We start from the raw sequence: 22,189 nt of genomic DNA on the forward strand, positions 1-22,189 counted from the left end.
GGTTCATGACCTCCTCACGTTCGCGCCTTCTTGGCCCGAAGCACCGTCCGCAAACGATCACGCTCCGCGATGGTTCGGAGCAGTCCCGGGTCGATCTCTTCCTTGCGGGGAGGTGGGGCCTGCTCCAGTTCATGGCGCAGACGTTCCACCTTCCGCTCCAGGGCGTAGAGTTCTTGGGCAAGGGTGCGTACGGACATTCCGGGAGGTTATCGGTCAAGTGATCATCAAGCCGGAGCGCGTCGTTCCGGCACGTATTCGTGTGGAATCCTTTCTTCGTTCCAGTCCTGGGAGACGTAGAGGCCGCAGTAGCAACTGCCGTACTCTTTGACGTCCGGTTCCCGATAGACGCAGGGGCAGATGATGTCTTTGTCCTGGTCCCGGTCTCCGGAAGCCAGGCGGCAGGGGCAGACCATGTAGCCGTGGCGCTCCTTGTTGGCCAGGAGAGAGGCCATCAGCTCCAAGACCATTTCCTTGTCCTTGTTGAAAAAATATCCTTTGGGCTCCTGGATCTTGCGCAGGGTTTCGCAGAGCTGCTCGGGGGTCATGACGCGGAGGGCTCCCTGCCCAGGGCTTTTTCGATTTCTTCCTTCTTGAAGCCGACGATGACCGTGTTGCCGATGAGGATGGTCGGGAAACTCTGGGCCGGGTTGTGCTGTTTCATTTCCGTCAAAGCGTCGGTGCGTTCTTGGCCGGTCATCCAATCCAGATGGACCGGGGTATATTCCACGCCGCATTGGTCCAGGAACTCCTTGGCGCGTTTGCAGTGGATGCAGGTACTCAGGGCGTAGACGCGAATGGGTTCGGACATGAGAGAGGCTCCTTGTTGAGATTGTTATAGCGTCAAGCAATGGCTGGGCAGGGGCTTTACTCCGATGAAACGGGCTGGTTGACCACGTTGGTGGGCCGACCGGACAGAAAAGCCTTGATGTTTTCCACAGTGGCTTCCAGGAGGCGTTTGCGGGAACTCAGGCTGGCCCAGGCCATGTGCGGGGTGATGAGGCAGTTTTTGGCGCAGAGTAGCGGGTTGTCCGGGCGGATGGGCTCCTCGGAGACCACGTCCACCGCGGCCCCGGCCAGTGCGTCGGCGTTCAGGGCGGCAGCAAGATCCACCTCATTGACCAGGGCTCCCCGAGCAGTGTTGATGAAAAATGCGGTCTTTTTCATCCGGGCCAGCAAGGTTTTGTTGACGAAGCCGGCGTTGTCCGGTTTCAAGGGACAGTGCAGGCTGATCACGTCCGCTTCCGCGAACACGTCTTCCAGGGGCTTCCAGGCAAAGGGCTTGTAGGACGGGGTTTCCCTGATCCGGGGGGTATGGACCAGAATCTCCATGCCCAGGGCGTGGGCCAGTTCGGCCACCAGGCGGCCGGTGCGGCCAAAGCCGATGATGCCCATTTTCAGGCCGGAGAGTTCGATCTGCGGGGTTTTCCAGAAGCAGAAGTCCTTGGCCTTGGCCCACTCCCCGGCCCTGACTTCCTGGTCGTGCAGGGCCACCCGGTGGCAGTGCTCCAGGATCAGGGCCAGGACGAACTGGGCCACGGATTTGGCTGCGTAGCTGGGCACGTTGGAGACGGGAACGCCGCGCGCCGACGCTGCGTCCAGGTCCACCACGTCGTAGCCCGTGGCCATCACGGCGATAAACCGCAGCTCGTCCAGCTTGGCCAGGGTGGCCGCCCGCAGCGGGGTCTTGTTGGTCAGGAGGATGTCCGCGGACAGTGCACGGGGGAGGATGTCCTTTGCGGCGGTACGGTCATGGACCGTCAACGAACCCAAGGCCTCCAGGTGCGTCCAGGGATTGTCGCCGGGATTGATGGTTTTGCCGTCCAGCACGACGATGTTCATGGGCGATCTCCAGAAAAGGGCTTCACAGTTCGTTGAAAAACTCCCAATTGCTGCGTCGCTGCAAAAAGTTCAAACTCTCACGTATGAATAAATACGCTTTGACCTTGAACTTTTTTGCTCCTTGCACTTGGGGTTTTTGAACGGACTGGTGGATAAGGACTTTTTCAACACTCAGTTCAGGCGTATTCGAAGTTCAAAGCTCTGTTGTTGCTCGTCGTTCTAGCAATTGGGCTACCATCGATGAATGGTGAATATCAAGCGTCGGTGGATTGGGCGGCGGGGTAATACGATCAAGCTCTTAAATTGTCAGGAAAATTTTTACTGGTTTGAACTCAAGCCCGAACGACCTCGATTCGTGGGGGTTGTGCCCGGTATGCGGGGGCGGTAAGAAAGCGTCGCGTTTGGCGTGATTGCCATGGATGCAAGGAACAACACTTTTGTGAAGGAGATCCATTCGTCATGAATTTATGTATTGTCGGTACGGGATACGTGGGGTTGGTGACCGCGGCTTGTTTCGCGGAAATGGGCAACAACGTGGTTTGCGTGGACGTGAACCCGGAGATCGTCAAAAATCTGACTCAGGGCAAAATCCATATCTTTGAGCCGGGATTGGAAGAGATCGTGCAGCGGAACACGGAGCAGGGCCGGTTGCGCTTCACCACCGAACTGACCGATGGTCTGGATTCGGCCTTGTTCGTGATGATCTGCGTGGGGACGCCTTCCCGGCCCGATGGCAGTTGCGACCTGCGTTTCGTCCATCAGGTGGCCCGTGACGTGGGCAAGCTCATGAAGGAGTACAAGGTCGTGGTGAACAAATCCACGGTCCCGGTGGGCACGGCCGATCAGGTGCGGGCGCTGATCCTGGAAGAACAGCAGGCCTGCGGGGTAAGCATCGAGTTCGACGTGGTCTCCAATCCGGAATTCCTCAAGGAAGGCGACGCGGTCAACGATTTCATGAAACCGGACCGGGTGGTGGTGGGCACGGACAACGTCCGGGTGGCCGAATTGCTCAAGGCCCTCTACGCGCCGTTCGCCCGCAGCCGGGAAAAGCTGATCATCATGGGCGTGCGCAGTTCGGAGATGACCAAGTACGCCGCCAACTGCATGCTGGCCACCAAGATTTCGTTCATCAACGAAATCGCCAATATCTGCGAACGGGTCGGCGCGGACGTCAACGACGTGCGCATGGGCATCGGTTCGGATTCGCGCATCGGCCGGCATTTCATCTACCCCGGCCTGGGATATGGCGGGTCCTGCTTTCCCAAGGACGTCCGGGCCCTGATCGACACTTCCGTGAGCAGCGGCTACGAACCCGGAGTGCTTAAGGCCGTGGACGGCTTGAACATGCGCCAGAAGCGGATCTTGGTGGACAAGATTTCCGCTTTCTTCGCCCCGAAGGGCGGGGTGCGGGACAAGACACTGGCCCTGTGGGGCGTGGCCTTCAAGCCGAACACGGACGACATCCGGGAGGCCCCGGCCCTGGAACTGATCGCGGAATTGACCTCGGCCGGGATGCGGGTCCGGGCCTTTGACCCGGCGGCGGGCGAAAAGGCCCGAGAGGCCTTGGCGGACAACTCGCTGGTGTCCATTCATGATCAACAGTACGAGGTGCTGGAGGGCGCGGACGTGCTGGTCGTGGCCACGGAATGGAATCAGTTCCGCAATCCGGATTTTCAGCGCATCCGCAAGGCCCTGTCCGAGCCGATCATTTTCGACGGCCGCAATTTGTATGATCCGGAATTTCTGAAGCGCTTCGACCTGGACTACGTCTGCATCGGCCGAGGGCATCTCGGGGGAAAGCCCGCGTCGTAGTATTTTGCGCGGGGGGCCCGGCCGGCAACATAGGGGCACNNGTGCCCCTATGTTGCCGGCCGTTTTATAGGATGCGTATGCCGGGCAAGGCAAACCCGGAGTGGGGAATTAAGGCGGGGTTCAGAAGGGGCAGGGCGTTTCGATTTGTGGTTGGGTGGCGAAGGGTTGTCCTCGCTGGCAAAAACGCAATTGCAGTTCCTGCAAAATGAGCCGTTCGTAATTCTCCGCCGGCAATTCCGGGTAGATGTCGTGCTCGTGAAAAAAACCTTCCATAAATTGGCTCTCTTCCCAAAAATCCATAAGATCCTCATCGCCGAGCATCTTGACGTGTTCGTCCAGGGAGACCGATACGGCGGAGTGTTCGTGGTAATAAGCCATGCTGCTGGATGACCTCCGATGGGGTTTTACCGGGTGCGCGGCGACGCTCCCGAATCGCGACAGGGCGCAGTTGTAATGAACTGGGAGATTTTTGCAACCGGGATTTTTTGCCAACCGCCCGCTTCGCTCAGGGCACGAAGGCCGCCAAGGTAACTGTTCAGCACAGAGTAATGCCATTGCCGGAGTAAGAGCAGACACAAAATGTGCAAAGTGGATGCCCGCCAAGAAGAGATTTCTCCAGAAATGATGGGCAATGTTTTGGAAAGAAAGTGCGTTCGACGATGAACAATAGAGGTGACGGTTCGTGTATTTGACCAAGGACGTTCAGGAGTTCCTACACGGGCGCAAGGACGCGCTGTACGTGCATAAAAGCGGTCCGGCGACCCAGGCCTATCTGGCCGAGGCCTTGCTGGCCAAAGGGCAAAACGTGGTGTTTGTGGTCCCGGAAGCCAAGCAGGTTCCGGAAATGGAAGCCCTTGTCCGGCTGTTTTCCCGGGACGATCATGACCTGTTCTGGAAACGGCGCTGGTTCTCCCTGCCTGCTTATCCGCCCGAGGACCCGTTGCACGCGGACTTCGGCGCCTGGAGCAAGCGGTGGTTGACCCTTTTTGCGCTGCACGGCGCGGTTCGGCCCTTTGGCCTGGTTCTGAGCGTGGAGAATTTTTTGCCCAAGTGGCCGCCCCGTGAGGAAGTGGAGAATGCGTTTCTGCATCTGAGCGTGGGCGAGGAAATATCCCCGGACCTGATTCTGGAGCAGCTGATTTCCTGGGGCTACCGCCGGTCGTCCATGGTTGGCGCCGTTGGCGAGACGGCCCGGCGCGGCGATATCCTGGACGTGTTCCCGCCGGGCTTTGAGATTCCGTTGCGGATGGAGTTTTTCGGTGAGCACCTGGAGAGCATGCGCCTGTTTGAACCCTTGCGTCAGCGCTCCATGGCGGACGTCCCGGACGCGATCATCCTGCCGGTGGCTCCGGCCCTGCTGAGCCCGGACTCCTTATCCCGGGCCCAGGCCTGCTGGCAGCGCTTCGACGCCACCGGCGAGGTCTCGGACCGTGGCCACGGGGCCTTGCTGCGGGCTTTGGAGCGTGGGGACGGACGGATAGCCCCCGGAGTGTACTACGAACGGTTCTCGACCTTGAACCAATGGATACCCGAAAACACCACGTTTTTGCTTTCCGGGTCGTCCCAGCTGCGACCGCGACTGGAAGAGGGCGAGTGGGCCTGGCAGGCGTTTCTTGAGGAGACCGCACGGGAGAACGACTGCGAGGCCGAGGTCCGCTGGCTGCGGTCCAGCGTGATCCAGCCCGCGTCCTCGGCCAGGCTGGCGTGGCACAACCGGCGACAGATGGTTTTCGAGGACCTGCTCATCGGCGTGGATCGCCAAGGCGTCGACCTGTCGGAAAAGGCATTCGGCTCCTTTCAGGACCTATTCTGGCGCCCCGAAGCCCGACAACGTCCCTGGAGCACGCTGATGCAGGCCTTGCGCACGTGGCAAGATGAGCGGCCTCAGGTGCTGATCTCTTTTCATTCGGATCATTCCCGAGACCGGTTTGGCAAGCGCTTGGCCGAGGAGGGCATCTCCTTCGGGGAGTCGTTTGATCCCCAAGGCCAGGGGGTGGCCCTGGTGCGCTCCTCTCTGCGCAAGGGGCTGGACCTGGAATGGAATGGTCTGCTGCTTTTGGCTGAGGACGTGCTCCAGCCCGACGAGAAAAAAGGTCCGGCCCGCCAAGCCCACAAAAAAGGCTTTGCCGGACTGGACTCCTTCGACGAACTGTCCGCCGGGGATCTGCTGGTGCACCGGGATTACGGCCTGGGCCGCTTCGACGGGCTGCACCGGGTGCGGATCGGTGACGCGGCCAACGATTATCTGCTGATTGAGTACGCCGGAGAGGACAAACTGTATCTGCCGGTGGATCGCCTGAACCTGGTTCAGCGTTACAAGGGGCCCGAGGGCGCGTCCCCGGGCTTGGACAGGCTGGGCGGGGGACAGTGGACCAAGACCAAGGAACGGGCGCGCAAGGCCATTGAAAAGATCGCCCAGGACTTGGTGGAAATTTATGCCTATCGCCGAATCGCCAAGGGCTACGCCTACAGCCCGATGAACGAGATGTATCGGGACTTCGAGGCCTCCTTCGGGTACGAGGAGACTCCGGACCAGTCCCGGGCCATCGACGACGTGCTGGCGGACATGGATCTGCCCCAGCCCATGGATCGTCTAGTCTGCGGGGACGTGGGCTTCGGCAAGACCGAGGTGGCCATGCGTTCGGCCTTCCGGGCGGTGATGGACGGCAAGCAGGTGGCCCTGCTTTGCCCGACCACGGTCCTGGCCGAGCAGCACTACCAGAATTTTCGGATGCGCATGGAACACTTCCCGGTCCAGGTGGCCATGCTCAGCCGGTTCGTGCCCAGGGTCCGCCAGAAGCAGATCCTTGAGGCCGCGTCCCGGGGGCGGGTGGACATTCTCATCGGCACCCACCGGCTGATCTCCGACGACGTGCACCTGCCCAACCTGGGCCTGCTGGTCCTGGACGAGGAGCAGCGTTTCGGGGTCAAGCACAAGGAAAAACTCAAGAAATTGCGCAAGAACGTGGACGTGCTGACCCTCACGGCCACGCCCATCCCCCGAACCCTCCAGCTTTCGCTTTCCGGAATTCGCTCCCTGAGCGTGATCGAGACCCCGCCCGTGGACCGCAAGCCGGTGCAAACCTTTCTTCTGGAACGCGACTCCGGGATGCTCCGCCAGGCCTTGGCCCGGGAGTTGGAACGCGGCGGCCAGGTGTTCTGGGTACATAACCGAGTTCAGGGGCTGGAGCAGGTGGTTGAGTACGTGCGCTCCCTGGCCCCGGAGGCCCGGATCGGCATGGCCCACGGCCAGATGAGCGCGACCATGCTGGAAGAGGCCATGCACGAATTCTGGCATGGCGAGTTGGACATCCTGGTCTGCACCGCGATCATTGAATCCGGCTTGGATTTTCCCCGGGCCAACACCCTGATCGTGGACCAGGCCCAGATGTTCGGACTGGGACAGCTCTATCAGTTGCGGGGGCGGGTGGGCCGCAGCGAGCGGCAGGCCTTCGCCTATTTCGTGGTCAACAACCTCGACGGCTTGCCGGAATCCACCCGCAAGCGGTTGCAGGTCATCCTGGACATGGATTACCTGGGAGCGGGGTTTTTCGTGGCCATGGAGGACCTGCGGCTGCGCGGAGCCGGAAACATCCTGGGCGAGACCCAATCCGGGACCATTTCCAAGGTCGGGCTGGAGTTGTTTCTGGAGATGCTGGAGAACGAAGTCCGGCGGCTCAAGGGCGAAGCCCCCCGAGAGGATGTCCAGACCGAAATGAACGTCCTTTATCCGGCGCATATTCCGGAGGATTACATCCCCGAGGCCCGGGACCGCCTGCATTTTTACAAGGCCTTGTCCTCCGCGGCCACGGATGAGGCGGCTTTGGAGATCGAAGGGGAAATCAAGGATCGGTTTGGAAATTTTCCCGAGGAACTGCGGACTTTTGGGGAGGTCGTCCGGTTGAAGCGGCTGCTGTCGTCCCTGAAAGCGGTCAAGGCCGACCTGCTGCCGGGCAAAGTGGTCGTGGCTTGGCCGGACGGGACCAACGGGAGAAAGGATGGGGGCGGCGATTCAGGGGAGGCGGACCTCGCCGTGCTGGACGCCATAGTCCCCTGGGTCCTTCAACACCAGGACCAGGCACGATTGCTCCCGCCCAACCGGGTGGAGTTGCGCTTTGCGGACAAGGCGGCTAACTATAGACATTTGGAACAAGCCACGATCTTGCTTTCCGAGCTGACGCCCTCGCGTCCCGCTTCCTCATGATCTCCATGCTTCAATACTCTTTGTGCCTCAGCGCTTTTCAGACCACAAGACCGGCTGCCGCCTCGCCTGTTTGTTTGGGCCTGATCTTGCTGCTCACCTTGGTGACGGGATGCTCCGCTCCATTCGATGAACAGGGCGTCGTGGCTCGGATCAACGGAGAGCCCGTGCTGCTTTCCGAAGTCGAGGCCGTGCATGATCTGAAGTACCTGGCGGGCATGACGCACCAGGTGGACTCCTTGCAACGTCTGCAAGAAGAGTACGGAATGGTGCTGACCGAAATCCTGGTGCAGCGATTGGTGGCTGGATATCTGGCCGATCAGGGTCTGGCCGTGACCGACGAGGAATTGGAGGCGGCGGAGATGGTGGTCCGGGCCGATTATCCGGAAGGGGCTTTCGAGCAGATGCTGATCGAGGAGTATATACATCTGGATCGATGGCGGGAGCAGCTTCGGGCCGGGTTGAATCAGGAAAAACTGATCCAGAAGGTGCTGCGACCCTCCATATCCATTGATTATCTGGAAGTGGACGCCTATTATCGGGAACATATCGCCGACTTTTATCTCCAACCTCGTGTGCGATTTCTGCTGATCCAAGGTCAGGAACGGGACTTGGTGGAGAAGGTGCTGGAACTCTCCGCCACTGAGCCTGATCCCGACGTACTGGGGAAGCGCTTCGACAGGGTGGACGTGCATGCCTATGCCTTGCGGGAGGACAACATCCCCGGAGATTGGCAGGCGTTGTTGTCCGGTTTGGAGCCCAGGGAGGCGACGAATGTTATGTCGCGCAACCCGGAAGGATATCAGGTTCTGGTCTTGCAGGAGCGAACCGAGGGTAGAATCGTCGATCCGGCCCAGGCCTATCCGCTTGTGGAGCGGGTCCTGCTTGAGGGCAAGCTTCGGGAGGCCTTTGACGCATGGCTCGCGGAAGCGTTGCGATCCGCCAGTATTCAGGTCAACCATCAACTACTGGCACGGGAATGACCCTTTTTTAAACTGAAGTTTTTGCGTGGAGAAACGGAATGCGGTATTTTTGGCGGCTCGTGATGCTGGGCGCCGTTCTCATCTTGTCGGCAACCGCCGGGCCTGCTTCGGCCCGAGACGTGGTGGATCGGATCGTCGCCGTGGTCAACGGCGACGTGATAACCTTGTTTGAACTGAATCAACGTTTCCGACCTTTTGTGGAGCAGTTCCAGGGTCAGGACCTGGGCGAGGCGGAGAAGCGCATGCTTCTGGACGCGAAGCGCCAACTCTTGGATCGAATGGTCGACGAGGTTCTCTTGCGCCAGGAGGCTAAACGCCTGGAGATCGCCGTGACGGACCTGGAGGTCCAGACCCAGGCTCGGCAATTACGTGAGCGGGCGGGGTTGAGCGAGCGTCAGTTTCAGGAGCAGTTGACGCTTCAAGGCTTGACCCGGGAGCAGTACGAGCGCCGGTTGCGCGACGAAATGCTTCAACATCGTCTGCTGGGCTTCATGGTCCGTCGCAAGGTTGTGGTCACTTCGGATGAGGTGCGGGCCTTTTTCGAGGCCAATAAGGAAGAATTCGCCCAGCAGCGTCGGGTTCGTCTCGGCCTGATTTTGTTCGACTCTCAAGCTTTGGCTGAGGAGGTTCTGGCCGGGATTCAGGCTGGAGAGCTGTCTTTTGGCGAGGCCGCCGGGCGATACTCCAGAGGTCCAGGAGCGGAACAAGGCGGAGACATGGGCATGTTCGCCTGGGGAGATTTGTCGCCGAACTGGCGTGGGGCCGTGGAACCATTGCGCGTTGGAGACATCTCCGCGGTTGTTTTGATCCAGGATCGTCCGGCCGTAATCAAGCTGTTGGAAGAGGAAGCTGGTGAACTGAAGACCCTGGCCGACGTGGAGGAGCAAATCCGCGAGACGTTGATGGAGCCGCTCCTGGATGAGCGATATGATATTTATATGGAGAATTTGCGGAACAGGGCCTTGATCGATGTTCGGCTCTAGTTAATCATAATAATGCGGTTATTTCCGACGCGGCCGCGTTCATGCCTCGGTGGGGCACGGTGAAGGCCAGGCATTGAAAGCGGATACGCTGTTTGGGAGCACACTATGGATCTGAAGGAATTCGGGCAACTGCTGAAAGAAGAGCGTCTCCGTCAGGGCTTGGAAATCGCGGACGTGATGGACAAGACCAAGATCAGTCGGATGAACTTGACGGCCATTGAAGAGGGAAACGAACAGGCCCTGCCGCATCCGGTCTATGCCAAGGGATTCGTCAAGAATTACGCTCGGTTTTTGGGGATGGACGCGGACAAGATGGGCAATACTTTGGCCCAGATATATGTTTCCAAAGACGAGTCGGATTATGATGATCTGGTTTTGGCCGATGCCGAGAAACTGCCATCCGTGCGGGAGGGCTGGCCGCGGTTTGTCGGTATTTTCGCCGGAGTACTGCTGCTTCTGGCGCTCATCGGGGCCGGATTCTGGTTTTTTAAGGATGATATTCGCAAATTGTTTCCCAGTGACGCCCCGGAAGACATTTCATCCATGACCAACGGGCGTTCCGGATCGGAGCCGTTTCTGGCCCCCGCGTCTCACGGAGAGCCTTTTGTCAGGGACGGTGATCTCGGGATTGGAGGCGAGCCCGGGTCCCTGGCGTTTCCTTCCTTGGCCGAGGAACCGGTCAGCGAGACCCCGGAGGACGCGGGGTTGCCGGAGTTGGAATCCCAGGCAATAGAAGACGTTGTTCCAGATCGTCCCGTCCGGGAAACCGGCCCTCGAACTCCGTCCGTCGCGGAACCTCCCCAAGAATCTTCCTCGGCAACTCTCCCGGCAACAACCCTGGAATCCCCATCAACGCCTGTTCCGGCTCCGGCAACCGCACCTGAACCTACTGTTGAAACGGCTCAAACCGAGGCCTCGCCCCAAGAGCGACGTCCCGAGCAGGCCGGTGTTGCTCAAGAACCTGCGCTTGCGCCGGCGGGAGTCGAGAAAACACTGGAAATTCGGGCCACGGAAAATTGTTGGCTCTCCGCCCAAGCCGATGGCGCACGCCCTCGGGAAGCATTTTTACGGCCCGGGGAACGATTCGTGATTACGTTTGAAAACACCCTGGAAGTCCGCTTGGGCAATGCCGGTGGCGTGGTTCTGTACATGGACGGGAACCCTTGGCCCTTCTCGGCTCGCTCCGGTGAAGTCATGTCCTTGCGTTTTCCCTGACGAGCGTTCCACGTGGCTTCGTCGTAGAGACGCATCGTGTACCGGGAGTGGACCGGCGAAGGCCTGATTTTGAAGGTTGGCAGGTTTCGCGAGATTGATTGCTGGGTGCGTTTTTTTTCTCCGAGTCAGGGCATGGTAACGGCCATGGCCTTTGGTGGAGCCAAGAGTCGACGCCGTTTTTGCGGCTGTTTGGACACCTTGAACAGCGTGCTGTTCAAGGTGCGCTTTTTTCCGGCCAAGGGGCGCCATGTGCTGGAGGAAGCGACCCTGTTGCGCGGTTTTTCTCGGTTGCGTCACGATGCGAGCCGGGCCGGGCTCGCGGCGAATTGCCTGCAATTCGTCCAGGCTTTGCGGATCAGCTCCGATGAGGCCCCGGCGATACATGGACTGCTGTTGGAAACCTTGGACGTTCTGAATCAGGCCGAAGACGTTCCTCCAGTATTCGCCCAGCTTTTTCGGGCCAAAATATGCTTCACTCAGGGCTACGCTCCAGAGTTGAACACGTGTGCGGTTTGCGGGCGGACAATGGCCGAGGCGCAATGCGGGGAACGGGTCGAGCCACAAGCCGTAAGGATGGCTGATCACCCTGGAATGACCTTGGCAATGGAGACCGGAGGTATATATTGCGCCCACTGTTTTCCAACTGGTGGGCATCAACTGCGGATCGGGCCGGAGACCCGTTCCATCCTGAACAACCTGTCTTCCAACGGCCCCCGACAGTGGGCGGCCTTGTCCATGTCTCCGGCCACGCGAGGGGAGTTGTTCCAGATGGTGGACGGGTACGTGCGACGTCATCTCGGGCTGCGCTGGCGCAACGGTCGGTTCGTCTCGGAGTGAAGGCTGAGGCAAGAGATGGAAGGGCAAGTACTTCGACTTCCAATAACTTTTTTCAATCAGGAACCGCAATGTATTTTCAAGACATCATTTTCGCCTTGCAAACCTATTGGGGGCAACGGGGATGCGTGGTGCAGCAGCCCTACGACATTGAAGTGGGTGCGGGGACATTCAATCCGGCCACCTTCTTGCGGGTCATCGGACCGGAACCCTGGAACGTGGCCTACGTGGAGCCCTCCCGCAGGCCAACGGACGGCCGGTATGGCGAGAACCCGAACCGTTTGCAGCACTATTACCAGTTTCAGGTAATCATGAAGCCGTCCCCCAACCGCATTCAGGAAATGTACCTGGAAAGCTTGGCCGGCTTGGGCATCCGGGTCGAAGAGCATGATATCCGGTTTGTGGAGGACGACTGGGAATCCCCTACGTTGGGAGCCTGGGGCCTGGGCTGGGAAGTCTGGCTCAACGGCATGGAGGTGACCCAGTTCACCTATTTCCAGCAGGTCGGGGGCATCGATCTGAAGCCGGTCAGCGTGGAAATCACCTACGGCCTGGAGCGCTTGGCCATGTATCTCCAGGAAAAGGAGTCAGTCTACGACCTGCAATGGAACCAGACCGTGACCTACGGCCAGGTGCATCATCAAGGCGAGGTGGAGCACTCCCGGTACAATTTCGAGGCCGCGGACGCGGACATGCTGGCCCGGCTTTTTGAGATGTACGAGGCGGAAAGCACCCGTTTGGGCGAAGCCGGGCTGCCCTGGCCGGCCTATGATTACTGCCTGAAGTGTTCGCATACCTTCAATCTGCTGGACGCCCGCGGCGCCATCTCCATCACCGAACGGACCGGGTATATCGCCCGAGTGCGCAAGCTGGCCTCCCGGGTGGCCAGGCTGTATGCGACCCAGCGCGAAGAACTGGGCCTGCCCATGCTCGCGCCTACAGGCCTGTCTGGTTCGCGTCCAGAGGCCCAGCCCGATGCTTCGGGAGGTGCCTCATGACCGGCGCACCGTTTATTCTGGAATTGGGGACCGAGGAAATGCCGGCCGGCTTTCTTGCTCCTCTGGAACGCCAATTGGCCACGGATCTGACTCAGGCCCTTGAAACGGCCCGGATTCAGGCCGCCCCGGTGCGGACCGCTTCGACGCCCAGGCGGTTGATCGTGTTTTGCCCGAGTATGGACCAGCACCAGCAGGAGGTAGAAGAATTATTCATCGGTCCGCCCTGGAAGGCCGCTTTTGGTTCGGACGGCCAGCCTTTGAAGCCGGCCTTGGGATTTGCTTCGGGACACGGGGTGGAGCCCTCTCAACTGTTCGCCCACGACACCCCCAAGGGGGCCTATGCCGCGGTGCGCAAGCAGGTGGGCGGCGGTCGAAGCACGGACATCCTGCCTGGGCTGTTGGCCGAAATCATCGCCGGCCTGAGCTTTCCCAAAAAAATGCGCTGGGCCGACGGGGATACGGCGTTCGGCCGCCCGCTGCGCTGGATTCTCTGCCTGCTCGGGGGGGACGTGGTGGATGTTCGATTCGCCGGGGTCGTCGCGGACCGCATGACGTACGGGCATCGGGTCATGGGGCGCGGCCCCTGGAACGTCCGGGAGGCCGGGGAGTTTTTCTCGATCCTGGCGGATCAGGGAAAAGTCGTTCTGGAGAGCGATGTTCGACGCAAGACCGTCATTGCGCAGGGCGACGAACTGGCCGCCGGGCGCAAGGCGCGGATCGTCTGGAAGGATCGATTGTTGGACGAAGTGACCCAGCTTGTCGAGCACCCGGTAGCCGTGTTGGCCGAGTACGATCCTTCTTTCCTGGAACTGCCCCGCGAGGTGTTGCTGACCAGCATGGAGCAGCACCAGAAGAGTTTCGGCGTGGAGGACGAATCCGGCAGCCTTCTGCCGAACTTTCTGACCGTGATCAACCTGCGGCCCAAGGACGAGCAGCTGGTGCGCAAGGGCTGGGAGCGGGTGCTGCGGGCTCGACTGGAAGACGCCCGGTTCTTTTTCCAGGTCGATTGCCGGGCTTCCTCCACGACGTGGCTGGACATGCTGGAGAGCGTCGTCTTTTTAGCTCCATTGGGCAGCATGGGCGACAAGTGCCGACGATTGGAACGTTTGACAGGGGTTCTGGCCGAGAGATTCCTGCCCGAAAGCCGGGTTCAGGCCGCAAGGGCCGGACTTTTGGCTAAAATGGACTTGGTCTCGGAGATGGTCAAGGAGTTCGCTGAACTGCAAGGGGCCATGGGCGGAATCTACGCCCGTCGGCAGGGAGAGGCGGAGGAGGTGGCCCTGGCCCTGGCCGAGCACTATCTGCCCGCCGGCCCGGACAGCCCGGTCCCGACCACCCGTCTGGGAGCATTGCTGGCCATGGCGGACAAGGCCGATACCCTGACGGGATGCTTCGGCCTGGACATGACCCCCACCGGGGCCAATGACCCTTACGCCCTGCGCCGGGCCGCTCTGGGGATCTGCCGGATCATTATGGAGCACTCCCTGCGCCTGGACCTGGAGAAGCTGCTTCAAGACGCTCAGGGAGCCTATGGCCCGATTTCCTGGAAAGTCGCCCCCGAGGAGAGCCGGGCCAAGCTGATGGACTTTTTCGGCCAGCGTCTAAAAGCTTATTTTCAGGGTCAGGGCTATCCCACCCGGATCGTGGACGCCGCGGTTGGGGCCGGGTTCGCGTATGTCTGTGCCCTGCGGGCCAGGGTCGAGGCGTTGCTTAGCTTCAGCAAGGAGCCGGAGTTTACGGCCTCGGTGCAGACCTTCAAGCGGGTCGCGAACATCATCCGTAAGCAAGCCGCGGAAAATGTCGACGGCTCAAGTCTCAGCGGCGTCTGCGACGAGGCCTTGCTCGTCGAGCCTCAGGAGAAGGCTCTGGCCGAAGCCTGGCGGGCCATCGTCCCCCGCTGGGAGGAAATGGCGGCCCAGGACCGGTACGCGGACATGTTGGCCTTGCTTCTGGAAATCAAACCATATGTTGACGACCTGTTCGGCCATGTCATGGTCATGTGTCCGGAGACAGAATTACGGGTTAATCGTCTGAACCTGCTCAAGTCCCTCGTGGATCGATTCGAAGTGCTGGCCGATTTTCCGGCCTTGCAGGTTTAGTGACAAAAATCGCTGACTCGTGAAGATAATTCCTTGACAACTCGGCGCTCTTTTGCGTAGGAATTCTTTTTTGCGAAGTGAGACAATTCGAAAGGCACAACGTGCCGCCTATATTCATTTTTATCGATTCTATTCTTTGAGGAGGAAAGACATTGGCTAATCATGCATCAGCACTCAAGCGGCACCGACAGAGCCTGAAGGCTCAGGCCCGCAATAAGGCGACCAAGACCCGGATCAAGAATGCCGTGAAGGCGGTCCGTCAGGCTGTGGAGCAAAAGGATTTGGAACAAGCCCAGGCCCAATTGACGCAGGCCACTACCGTTTTGGACAAGGCCGCCGGGAAAAAAGTCATTCACCGGGGTTGCGCGGCCCGAAAGGTGTCCCGCCTGACCCTGGCGGTTAATAAGTTGAAAGACTGATCATTCTTTTCGTATTTTTACCAACTAAGCCCGTCGCGGATTGCCGTGACGGGCTTTTTTCGTTTAACCGCTCCGACGCCCAATTTTTCGACCGTCCACGAACGCCGTGCCGCTGTCGTAGGCTCGGGGAGACGATTTGCAAAGTCGGCTTGAACGGGTAATACTTTTCGGCTGTTCACGGACCTGGAGAACTCATGAAGATATGCCGGTTCAGGGTTCGTGTTTTGTCTGCCGATTTCCGCGCGAAGCGCGTACCCCTGACGGATTGGAGCAATCATGTCGGAAAAACGGATACTGGTCACCGGGGCGAACGGTTTCGTGGGGCGGGAGCTGTGTTCCACGTTGCGAAACCAGGGCCATGCGGTCCGCGCCGCGGTGCGCACACGAAGCGTTTTGGACGACGCCTCGCCTTTGAGATCGGAAGGCGTGAGCGACGAGGACGTCGTCGAGATTGGCGATATTGACGGGGAAACGGACTGGTCCGAGGCCTTGGACGGGGTCCAGGTCGTGGTGCATCTGGCCGGGCGGGCGCACAGGATTCAGGACAAGGCCAAGGCTCTGAGCGCCTACCGGGTGGTGAATCTGGACGGCACGGAGAATCTGGCTCGCCAGGCCGCGAAGAGCGGGGTTGGGCGGGTGGTCTTCGTTAGCTCGATCAAGGTCAATGGGGAGCAGACCCATGGTCGCCCCTTTACCGAGAATGATCCGCCCGGGCCCGAAGATCCTTACGGGATCACGAAATGGGAGGCCGAACAGGTTCTTGCCGAAGCATCCGCCGCCACCGGTCTGGAAGTAACGATTCTTCGTCCGCCCCTGGTGCATGGTCCCGGGGTCAAGGGCAATCTGTTACGTCTGATGGACGGCATCCGCCAGGGCCGGACCTTGCCCCTGGGCGCGGTCCGGAACAAGCGGAGCATGCTCGGTTTGGAGAATCTCTGCTCCGCGCTGAGTTTGTGCGTCTCTCATTCGACAACCGGAACCTATCTCCTGGCGGACGCGGAAACAATTTCGTCTCGTGATCTGGTCCGGATTTTGGCCGAGGGCATGAACCACAAGGCCAAGCTGTTCTCCGTGCCCGTGGCCTGGATGGAAGTGGCGGCCAAGTTCGCAGGGCGACAGTCCGAATTTCGGCGGCTGACCGGTTCCCTGGAGGTGGACGCTGGGAAAATCCGTGACGAAATGGGCTGGAGCCCGACCAAAAGCCTGGAAGACGGCCTGCTGGATATGGCCCGTTGGTATAGCCACGAAGGCGGCTTGACGCATCGTTGTCCGTAAAAGATGACTCAGAGATGTCCCTGAAATGACCTTTGGCCCCGGTCTGTCTTTCCTCGTGCCCTTCCTCGCGGCGCTCTTTTCCAGCGCGGCGTTGACCGCCTACCTGACGTCCGGCAGCGCCCGGTTGCGGATTCTGGACCACCCCAACGAGCGTTCCCTCCACCATACTCCCGTGCCGCGGACCGGAGGGCTGGCCATCCTGGCCGGCCTGACCGCGGGCATGGTCGTCGCCTTGGCGATAGGCGTCCTTGCCCCTGGAGCATCCGGCGAGTGGAAGACGGAGGTGCCGATCCGCGAAGCGTTTCCCGAACTGCTCTGGTCGTTGAGCGGGGCATTGCTGGTGGCCATGGTTTCCTTTCTCGACGACCGCAAAGGCGTCGGAGTGGTTCCCCGGTTTGCCGTGCACGTCGCGGCCGCGTTCGTTCTTCTGGCTGGAGGTTTGGTGCCGCGAGCCCTGGACCTGGGCACTTGGGTTTGGGCTTGGCCGGTGAGCCTGGGAATTCTTTTTTCCGGTCTTTTCGTGGTCTGGATGACCAACCTGTACAACTTCATGGACGGCATGGACGGCTTTGCCGGAGGCATGGGGCTGATCGGGTTCGGCTTTCTGGGACTGTTCGGCTGGCTGGCCGGCGAGTCCGGGTATGCCCTGATCTGCTGGATGACCTCGCTGGCCTGCCTGGGATTCCTCGTTTTCAATTTCCCGCCGGCCAGGATCTTCATGGGCGACACCGGGGCCTCCACCCTGGGATTCTGGGCCGGAGCGCTGATTCTCTGGGCCGACGGCCGGGGGATGTTTCCGTTTTGGGCCGGGGTCCTGGTCTTTTCCCCATTTATCGTGGACGCCACCGTGACCTTGCTGCGGCGTCTGCTGGCCGGAGAAAAGGTCTGGCAGGCCCATCGGAGCCATTATTATCAACGCCTGGTCCAGTTGGGATGGGGACACCGCAAAACCGTGCTGGCGGAGTACGTCGTGATGCTGGCCGCCGGGGTATCCGGCTTGATCCTGCTTCAGTTCGCGAATCCGCTCTGGGTTTTCCCCGGCCTTTTGCTTTGGGTTTTCACCTACCTTGCCCTGGCGATGGTGGTGGGGTGGATGGAACGGCGGCTGACGTGAAAAAGCTGGACTCGAATCATTTGACGCCAATGCAATCGCTCGGATATCTCGTTATGAGAAAACAAGCCGTCCCATTTCACGTCGACCCCGAAAAATCATCCTGCTTGGAAAGGAATAGTTATGAGAAAACATGACTTTACCCTGGAAATGGCCGTTCGCGACTACGAATGCGACATGCAGGGGATCGTGAACAACGCCGTATATCAGAACTACCTCGAGCATGCCCGCCATGAATGTATGAAGTCCGTGGGCATTGACTTTAAGCAATATACCATGATGGGGGTCTATTTCGTCGTGGTCCGGGCGGAAATCGACTACAAGAGCGCCCTGACCAGCGGGGATTCCTTCGCCGTCGGCCTGAGCCTGATCAAGGAGTCCCGGCTGCGGATGGTCTTTTACCAGGACATCCACCGCCTGCCGGACCAAAAACTCGTGCTCAAGGCGAAGATCACCGCCACGGCCTTGAACCAGCAAGGCAGGCCGGAGATTCCCAAAGAGGTGGAGGACGTGATTAGGGCGCGTTTTCAGCCCGAATGATCCGGGCCCGGAGTCCGTTGCCGGTGCAGGTCGTGCTTGACGAGCTTCAGGAAGAGTTGGGCGAAGTGGGCGAGGTTGCGTTCCAATTCGCCGAGGCGACTGAGGAAGTAGTTGTAGAACAGGGTCGCCGGGATGGCCACCAGCAGACCGACAATAGTGGTCCCCAGGGCTTCGCCCAGCCCCTGGCCGACGATCATCAAATTGGCGGCGCGGCTGAGTTCGCTGAAGCCTTGAAAGGAATGGAAGATACCCCAGACCGTGCCGAACAGGCCCATCAGGGGCGCGGCGTTGGCGCAGACGCCCAGAAAGGTCAGGGGGCGAAAGCCGGTGCCGGCTTGCCGGCGGACTTCATCCCGGAGCGTGTGCCGCAAGCTCTCCAGGACGATCTGGGCGCGTTCTCCCGGGGGCAGTCCCAGTCCCTGCAATTCCAAATATTCGTCGTGCCCGGCTTGGGCCACCTTTTGGGTGATGGAGCCCGGGGAGAGGTTGAGAAAGGCGGCCTGAAGCTCCTTGGCCTCCCGCAATGTCTCCGTGTCTTCGGTCACGGTTTTGGACAAGCTGCGAAACTGGATCAGCTTGGCGAAGATCAACCCCCAGCAGATCACGGACATTGTTCCCAGCAGAAGATACACGCCCTGGATGATCCAGGATGCGCGAAGGAAGATGTGCAGGTAGGCGATGTCGGGCATGAGAGGTTGGTCTCCGCGCAGCCTGGAAAGCGGCTGTCTGAGAGGCGGATCAAAAACTGGGCCGCATGGGACGGTCCGGAGTCAACCTAGCGAGCAACCACCGGGAAAGCAATCAAGCCGGGGTATGACCATGTGCAGGGCAAAAGGAGATGTTCATGGCTGAGCAACGCGTGTTGGTCACCGGGGCCACGGGGTACATCGGCGGGAGGCTGATCAAAAAGCTGCTGGAACGGGGGCACGCGGTCACGGCCATGGCCCGTTCTCTGGGCAAGCTTGGATGCCGCCCCTGGGCCGGGCATCCGCTGATACGGTTGGCCCAGGGCGACGTTATGGACCAGGCTTCCCTGGAGCGGGCCATGGAAGGCTGCTCCGCGGCGTATTACCTGGTGCATTCCATGACGCCGGGCGCCAAGGATTTCGCTTCGGCGGACAGGGTCGCCGCGGAGAACATGGCCCGGGCCGCCGAGACTCAGGGGCTTTCGCGGATCATCTACCTGGGCGGCCTGGGGGAGGAGAGCGACGCGCATCTGAGCAAGCATCTGCGCTCCCGGCTGGAAGTGGCCAGGGTGCTCCAGGAAGGGCGCGTGCCCGTGACCTTCCTGCGGGCGGCCATGATCATCGGGTCGGGCAGTGCGTCTTTTGAGATCCTGCGCTATCTGACCGAGCGTCTGCCGGTGATGATCACTCCGCGCTGGGTGCGCACAGAATGCCAGCCCATCGCCGTATCCAACGTGATCGAGTACCTTGCAGGCTGTCTGGAACAACCGGCAACCTCTGGTGAGACATACGACATCGGCGGTCCTGACGTGTTCACCTATGAACAGATGTTTCAACTCTATGCCCAAATCGCCGGGTTGCGACGCAGAATCCTGATTCCGGTGCCACTGCTTACTCCACACCTTTCATCGCTCTGGATCAATTTTGTCACCCCGATACCTACGGCTTTGGCCAAGCCTCTTGTCGTGGGGTTGCGCAACCGGGTTGTCTGCTCGGAAAACCGGATTCGGGAAATCATCCCCCAGCGGCTTTTGACCTGTCGGGAAGCTATTGTCACAGCGCTCCAGAAGGTCCAGCAACTGGACGTGGAAACCTGCTGGAGCGACGCCGGGTTTCAGCCGCCTCCGGAATGGCTGGATTGCGGGGACGCCCCCTATGCCGGAGGCACACTCCTGGGCTTGTCCTACCACATCAAGATCGAGGCGAAGCCGGAAGAGGTTTGGCCCGTGGTGGCCGCCCTGGGAGGGGAGACCGGTTGGTATTATGGTGATTGGCTTTGGCGGCTGCGCGGGTTTATGGACCGGATGGTCGGCGGAGTTGGGCTGCGGCGCGGACGCCGGCATCCAACGGAAATCCGCGTCGGCGACGCCCTGGACTTCTGGCGGGTGCTCCAACTGGAACCCGGGCGTCGGTTGCGCCTGCTGGCGGAAATGAAGACGCCAGGGGAAGCCCTGCTGGATTTCGAACTGCGTCCCGCCGGTCCGGAAGGAGAGCATACGGAAATCATTGAGCGTTCCCGGTTTTTACCAAGAGGTCTGTGGGGTTTGGCCTACTGGTACGCTACCTATCCGTTCCATATTTTGATCTTCAAAGGCATGCTGGAAAAGATTGCCCGTCAGACCGGCCAGACGGCGGGACCGGCTCAACCGCTGGACCCATCGTCCACGACGAGCTGTGCGTTGCCCGGTGGACGATGACCCCTAAAGCCATTGACCTCGCCATGGAAAGGGCCTAGCGAGAGCTCATTTTATCCGGATGCTGCGGAGGGCGAGATTATGCTCATGGAGGACGATGTCTTTTTTTCGGACATCAAGCTGGACCCTGAAGTTTCATATTTTTTGTACATCGGTGAAATCAAGACGGACTGCCTGAACCAGTTCGTCAAGGAGACCCTGTCCAAGATCCATGGGCGGCCCTTTGATTTCATCTCCATCCTGTCGGACGTGCTGGAATCCTACCCGCACAAGAACACCCTGGTGATCAACCCCATGGCCCGTGAACTTTACCGGGCCAAAGGGCGCAAGGTCAGTTTCCGGATCGCTCCGAGGACTTTCGCCTCCATGGTCTCGGCTTCCGCCGCGGTCAATGACTTGGTCCGACAACTCCTGGACAAGCAAGGGCAGGTGTTCATCCACGTCTTTGAATCCGTTCCGGAGTTGACCCTGGCTTTGATTCCCGACGTGCGCATCCTTGGCCCCAGCGGGCATATCGCCAATATCTGGAACAACAAGCTTTACCAGTTACAGATGCTCAAGGGCACGGCCCCGCTGATCGACTACCGGGTTTGCGCGGACGCGGAGCACATGCTGGAAACGGCACGGGATCTCTGGGGGGAATGGCCCGACGGAATCTTTGTCAGCCAACCCTATTCCGCGGCAGGAGTGAACAGCTTCCTGGCCACTACTCAGGAGGAGATCGGGACCAAAGCCGCCCACCTCAAGGGGAAGTTCTTCATCAGCCGTTATATTCCCCATCTCGACGACCCCACCGTGCTTGGCGTCGTGGCCGGCCCAGCGGACGTCTTCATCGCGGCCATCGCGGACCAGGAAATCCAGGACGGAAACAAGTTTCGCGGGTCGACCTTTCCGTCGGCGCTGTCTTCCGCCTTGCAGCAGGAACTGCGGGAGATCACCCGCAAGGTGGGGCAGGTTATGGGCCGCAGCGGGTATCGTGGGATTTTCGGCTGCGATTACGTTGTCGACGACCAGGGCCGGATCTTTTTCGTGGAAGTCAATGCCCGGAAACAGGGCACCACCATGGAAATGTGCTGTACCTTGGAAAATGCGTTGCCAGCGGACACGCCCGGCTTGTTGGAACTGGAGTACCACGCCGTGATGCACAACCGTTTTCCGGAAAACAAGATGGAAATCGTCGACGCCCTAGGCGATATTTGTTGGCGAACCTATAACTACAAGCTGGACGAAGAGGCCGAAACCAACCAGATCGTGCCCGTGGACGAGGATGAACGAACCCTGTTCCGGGAGGTCAAGGCCGGCAGACAGGACCACGGCGTGATCGTGGTGGAGCATGTCGGCGGCAGGCTCGCCGTGCAACCCGGGACGTTCTTGGGCCGCGTGGTGGCCGTCGGCCACAGCCGGGCGCAGTTGGAGGAGGATATCCGTCTGGGCATCCAGCAGCTCAAGGAATCCATTTTCGAAACGCTTCAGACCCAAACCACAACGAAGGATGACTGA

At 60.0% G+C, this 22,189-nt stretch carries 20 protein-coding genes; 14 read left to right on the top strand and 6 right to left on the bottom strand.

What is annotated here, in order from left to right; genetic code table 11:
* Positions 1-14 precede the first annotated feature (14 nt).
* Genes GY33_RS0117410 through GY33_RS0117425 form a run of 4 tightly spaced genes read right to left on the bottom strand, consistent with a single transcriptional unit; the run spans position 15 to position 1,839 of the window.
* The gene (locus GY33_RS0117410) at positions 15-197 is read right to left on the bottom strand and encodes a hypothetical protein (RefSeq protein ID WP_031388547.1); all 183 of its coding nucleotides are present in this window, start codon (positions 195-197) and stop codon (positions 15-17) included.
* 27 nt (positions 198-224) lie between these two features.
* Complete coding sequence (locus GY33_RS0117415) at positions 225-545, bottom strand: ferredoxin-thioredoxin reductase catalytic domain-containing protein (RefSeq protein WP_031388548.1); 321 nt, start codon at positions 543-545, stop codon at positions 225-227.
* Entirely contained in the window at positions 542-808 is a 267-nt protein-coding gene (locus tag GY33_RS0117420; protein ID WP_031388549.1) for a glutaredoxin family protein, read from the bottom strand. Before GY33_RS0117420 ends, GY33_RS0117415 begins: the two co-directional genes overlap by 4 nt.
* A gap of 56 nt (positions 809-864) precedes the next feature.
* Positions 865-1,839: a D-2-hydroxyacid dehydrogenase gene (locus GY33_RS0117425; protein ID WP_031388550.1), complete on the bottom strand. Its 975-nt coding sequence runs from the start codon at positions 1,837-1,839 to the stop codon at positions 865-867.
* A gap of 459 nt (positions 1,840-2,298) precedes the next feature.
* Here GY33_RS0117425 and GY33_RS0117430 point away from each other — a divergent pair, with 459 nt between their 5' ends.
* Positions 2,299-3,651, top strand: coding sequence for a UDP-glucose dehydrogenase family protein (locus GY33_RS0117430; protein WP_031388551.1), 1,353 nt, complete (start codon positions 2,299-2,301; stop codon positions 3,649-3,651).
* A gap of 120 nt (positions 3,652-3,771) precedes the next feature.
* Here GY33_RS0117430 and GY33_RS21860 read toward each other — a convergent pair whose 3' ends face one another.
* Positions 3,772-4,254 (bottom strand): hypothetical protein, encoded by a 483-nt coding sequence (locus GY33_RS21860; protein ID WP_326923855.1) that lies wholly within the window; start codon positions 4,252-4,254, stop codon positions 3,772-3,774.
* A 79-nt stretch (positions 4,255-4,333) separates the two neighbouring features.
* Between GY33_RS21860 and mfd the strand changes: the two genes are divergently transcribed.
* The 11 genes from mfd (at position 4,334) to GY33_RS0117490 (ending at position 18,309) form a co-directional block, all read left to right on the top strand.
* Positions 4,334-7,855: a transcription-repair coupling factor gene (mfd, locus tag GY33_RS0117440; protein WP_031388553.1), complete on the top strand. Its 3,522-nt coding sequence runs from the start codon at positions 4,334-4,336 to the stop codon at positions 7,853-7,855.
* Between the two features lie 5 nt (positions 7,856-7,860).
* Complete coding sequence (locus tag GY33_RS0117445; RefSeq protein WP_268746657.1) at positions 7,861-8,835, top strand: peptidylprolyl isomerase; 975 nt, start codon at positions 7,861-7,863, stop codon at positions 8,833-8,835.
* Between the two features lie 38 nt (positions 8,836-8,873).
* Positions 8,874-9,818 (top strand): SurA N-terminal domain-containing protein, encoded by a 945-nt coding sequence (locus GY33_RS0117450; RefSeq protein WP_031388555.1) that lies wholly within the window; start codon positions 8,874-8,876, stop codon positions 9,816-9,818.
* A 105-nt stretch (positions 9,819-9,923) separates the two neighbouring features.
* The gene (locus tag GY33_RS19410) at positions 9,924-11,033 is read left to right on the top strand and encodes a helix-turn-helix domain-containing protein (protein ID WP_035272603.1); all 1,110 of its coding nucleotides are present in this window, start codon (positions 9,924-9,926) and stop codon (positions 11,031-11,033) included.
* 36 nt (positions 11,034-11,069) lie between these two features.
* Positions 11,070-11,870, top strand: coding sequence for a DNA repair protein RecO (gene recO / locus GY33_RS0117460; protein ID WP_031388557.1), 801 nt, complete (start codon positions 11,070-11,072; stop codon positions 11,868-11,870).
* Positions 11,871-11,938: 68 nt separating this feature from the next.
* Positions 11,939-12,865: a glycine--tRNA ligase subunit alpha gene (glyQ, locus tag GY33_RS0117465; protein ID WP_035272605.1), complete on the top strand. Its 927-nt coding sequence runs from the start codon at positions 11,939-11,941 to the stop codon at positions 12,863-12,865.
* Positions 12,862-14,964, top strand: coding sequence for a glycine--tRNA ligase subunit beta (gene glyS / locus GY33_RS0117470; RefSeq protein ID WP_031388559.1), 2,103 nt, complete (start codon positions 12,862-12,864; stop codon positions 14,962-14,964). The genes glyQ and glyS overlap by 4 nt, the downstream gene beginning before the upstream one ends.
* Positions 14,965-15,116: 152 nt before the next feature.
* Positions 15,117-15,383, top strand: coding sequence for a 30S ribosomal protein S20 (gene rpsT, locus GY33_RS0117475; RefSeq protein ID WP_031388560.1), 267 nt, complete (start codon positions 15,117-15,119; stop codon positions 15,381-15,383).
* Positions 15,384-15,659: 276 nt separating this feature from the next.
* Positions 15,660-16,658, top strand: a complete 999-nt coding sequence (locus GY33_RS0117480; RefSeq protein WP_035272607.1) for a UDP-glucose 4-epimerase family protein — start codon at positions 15,660-15,662, stop codon at positions 16,656-16,658.
* Positions 16,659-16,683: 25 nt separating this feature from the next.
* On the top strand, positions 16,684-17,772 hold the full coding sequence (locus tag GY33_RS0117485; RefSeq protein ID WP_051822795.1) for an MraY family glycosyltransferase: 1,089 nt from the start codon (positions 16,684-16,686) through the stop codon (positions 17,770-17,772).
* Between the two features lie 120 nt (positions 17,773-17,892).
* Positions 17,893-18,309: an acyl-CoA thioesterase gene (locus GY33_RS0117490; RefSeq protein ID WP_031388563.1), complete on the top strand. Its 417-nt coding sequence runs from the start codon at positions 17,893-17,895 to the stop codon at positions 18,307-18,309.
* Here GY33_RS0117490 and GY33_RS20105 read toward each other — a convergent pair.
* The gene (locus GY33_RS20105; RefSeq protein WP_051822796.1) at positions 18,297-18,998 is read right to left on the bottom strand and encodes a MotA/TolQ/ExbB proton channel family protein; all 702 of its coding nucleotides are present in this window, start codon (positions 18,996-18,998) and stop codon (positions 18,297-18,299) included. The genes GY33_RS0117490 and GY33_RS20105 overlap by 13 nt on opposite strands.
* A 155-nt stretch (positions 18,999-19,153) precedes the next feature.
* Between GY33_RS20105 and GY33_RS0117500 the strand changes: the two genes are divergently transcribed.
* Entirely contained in the window at positions 19,154-20,692 is a 1,539-nt protein-coding gene (locus GY33_RS0117500; RefSeq protein WP_031388565.1) for an SDR family oxidoreductase, read from the top strand.
* Between the two features lie 78 nt (positions 20,693-20,770).
* The gene (locus tag GY33_RS0117505; RefSeq protein WP_031388566.1) at positions 20,771-22,189 is read left to right on the top strand and encodes an ATP-grasp domain-containing protein; all 1,419 of its coding nucleotides are present in this window, start codon (positions 20,771-20,773) and stop codon (positions 22,187-22,189) included.

Source organism: Desulfonatronum thiodismutans, assembly GCF_000717475.1.
GTDB lineage: Bacteria > Desulfobacterota > Desulfovibrionia > Desulfovibrionales > Desulfonatronaceae > Desulfonatronum > Desulfonatronum thiodismutans.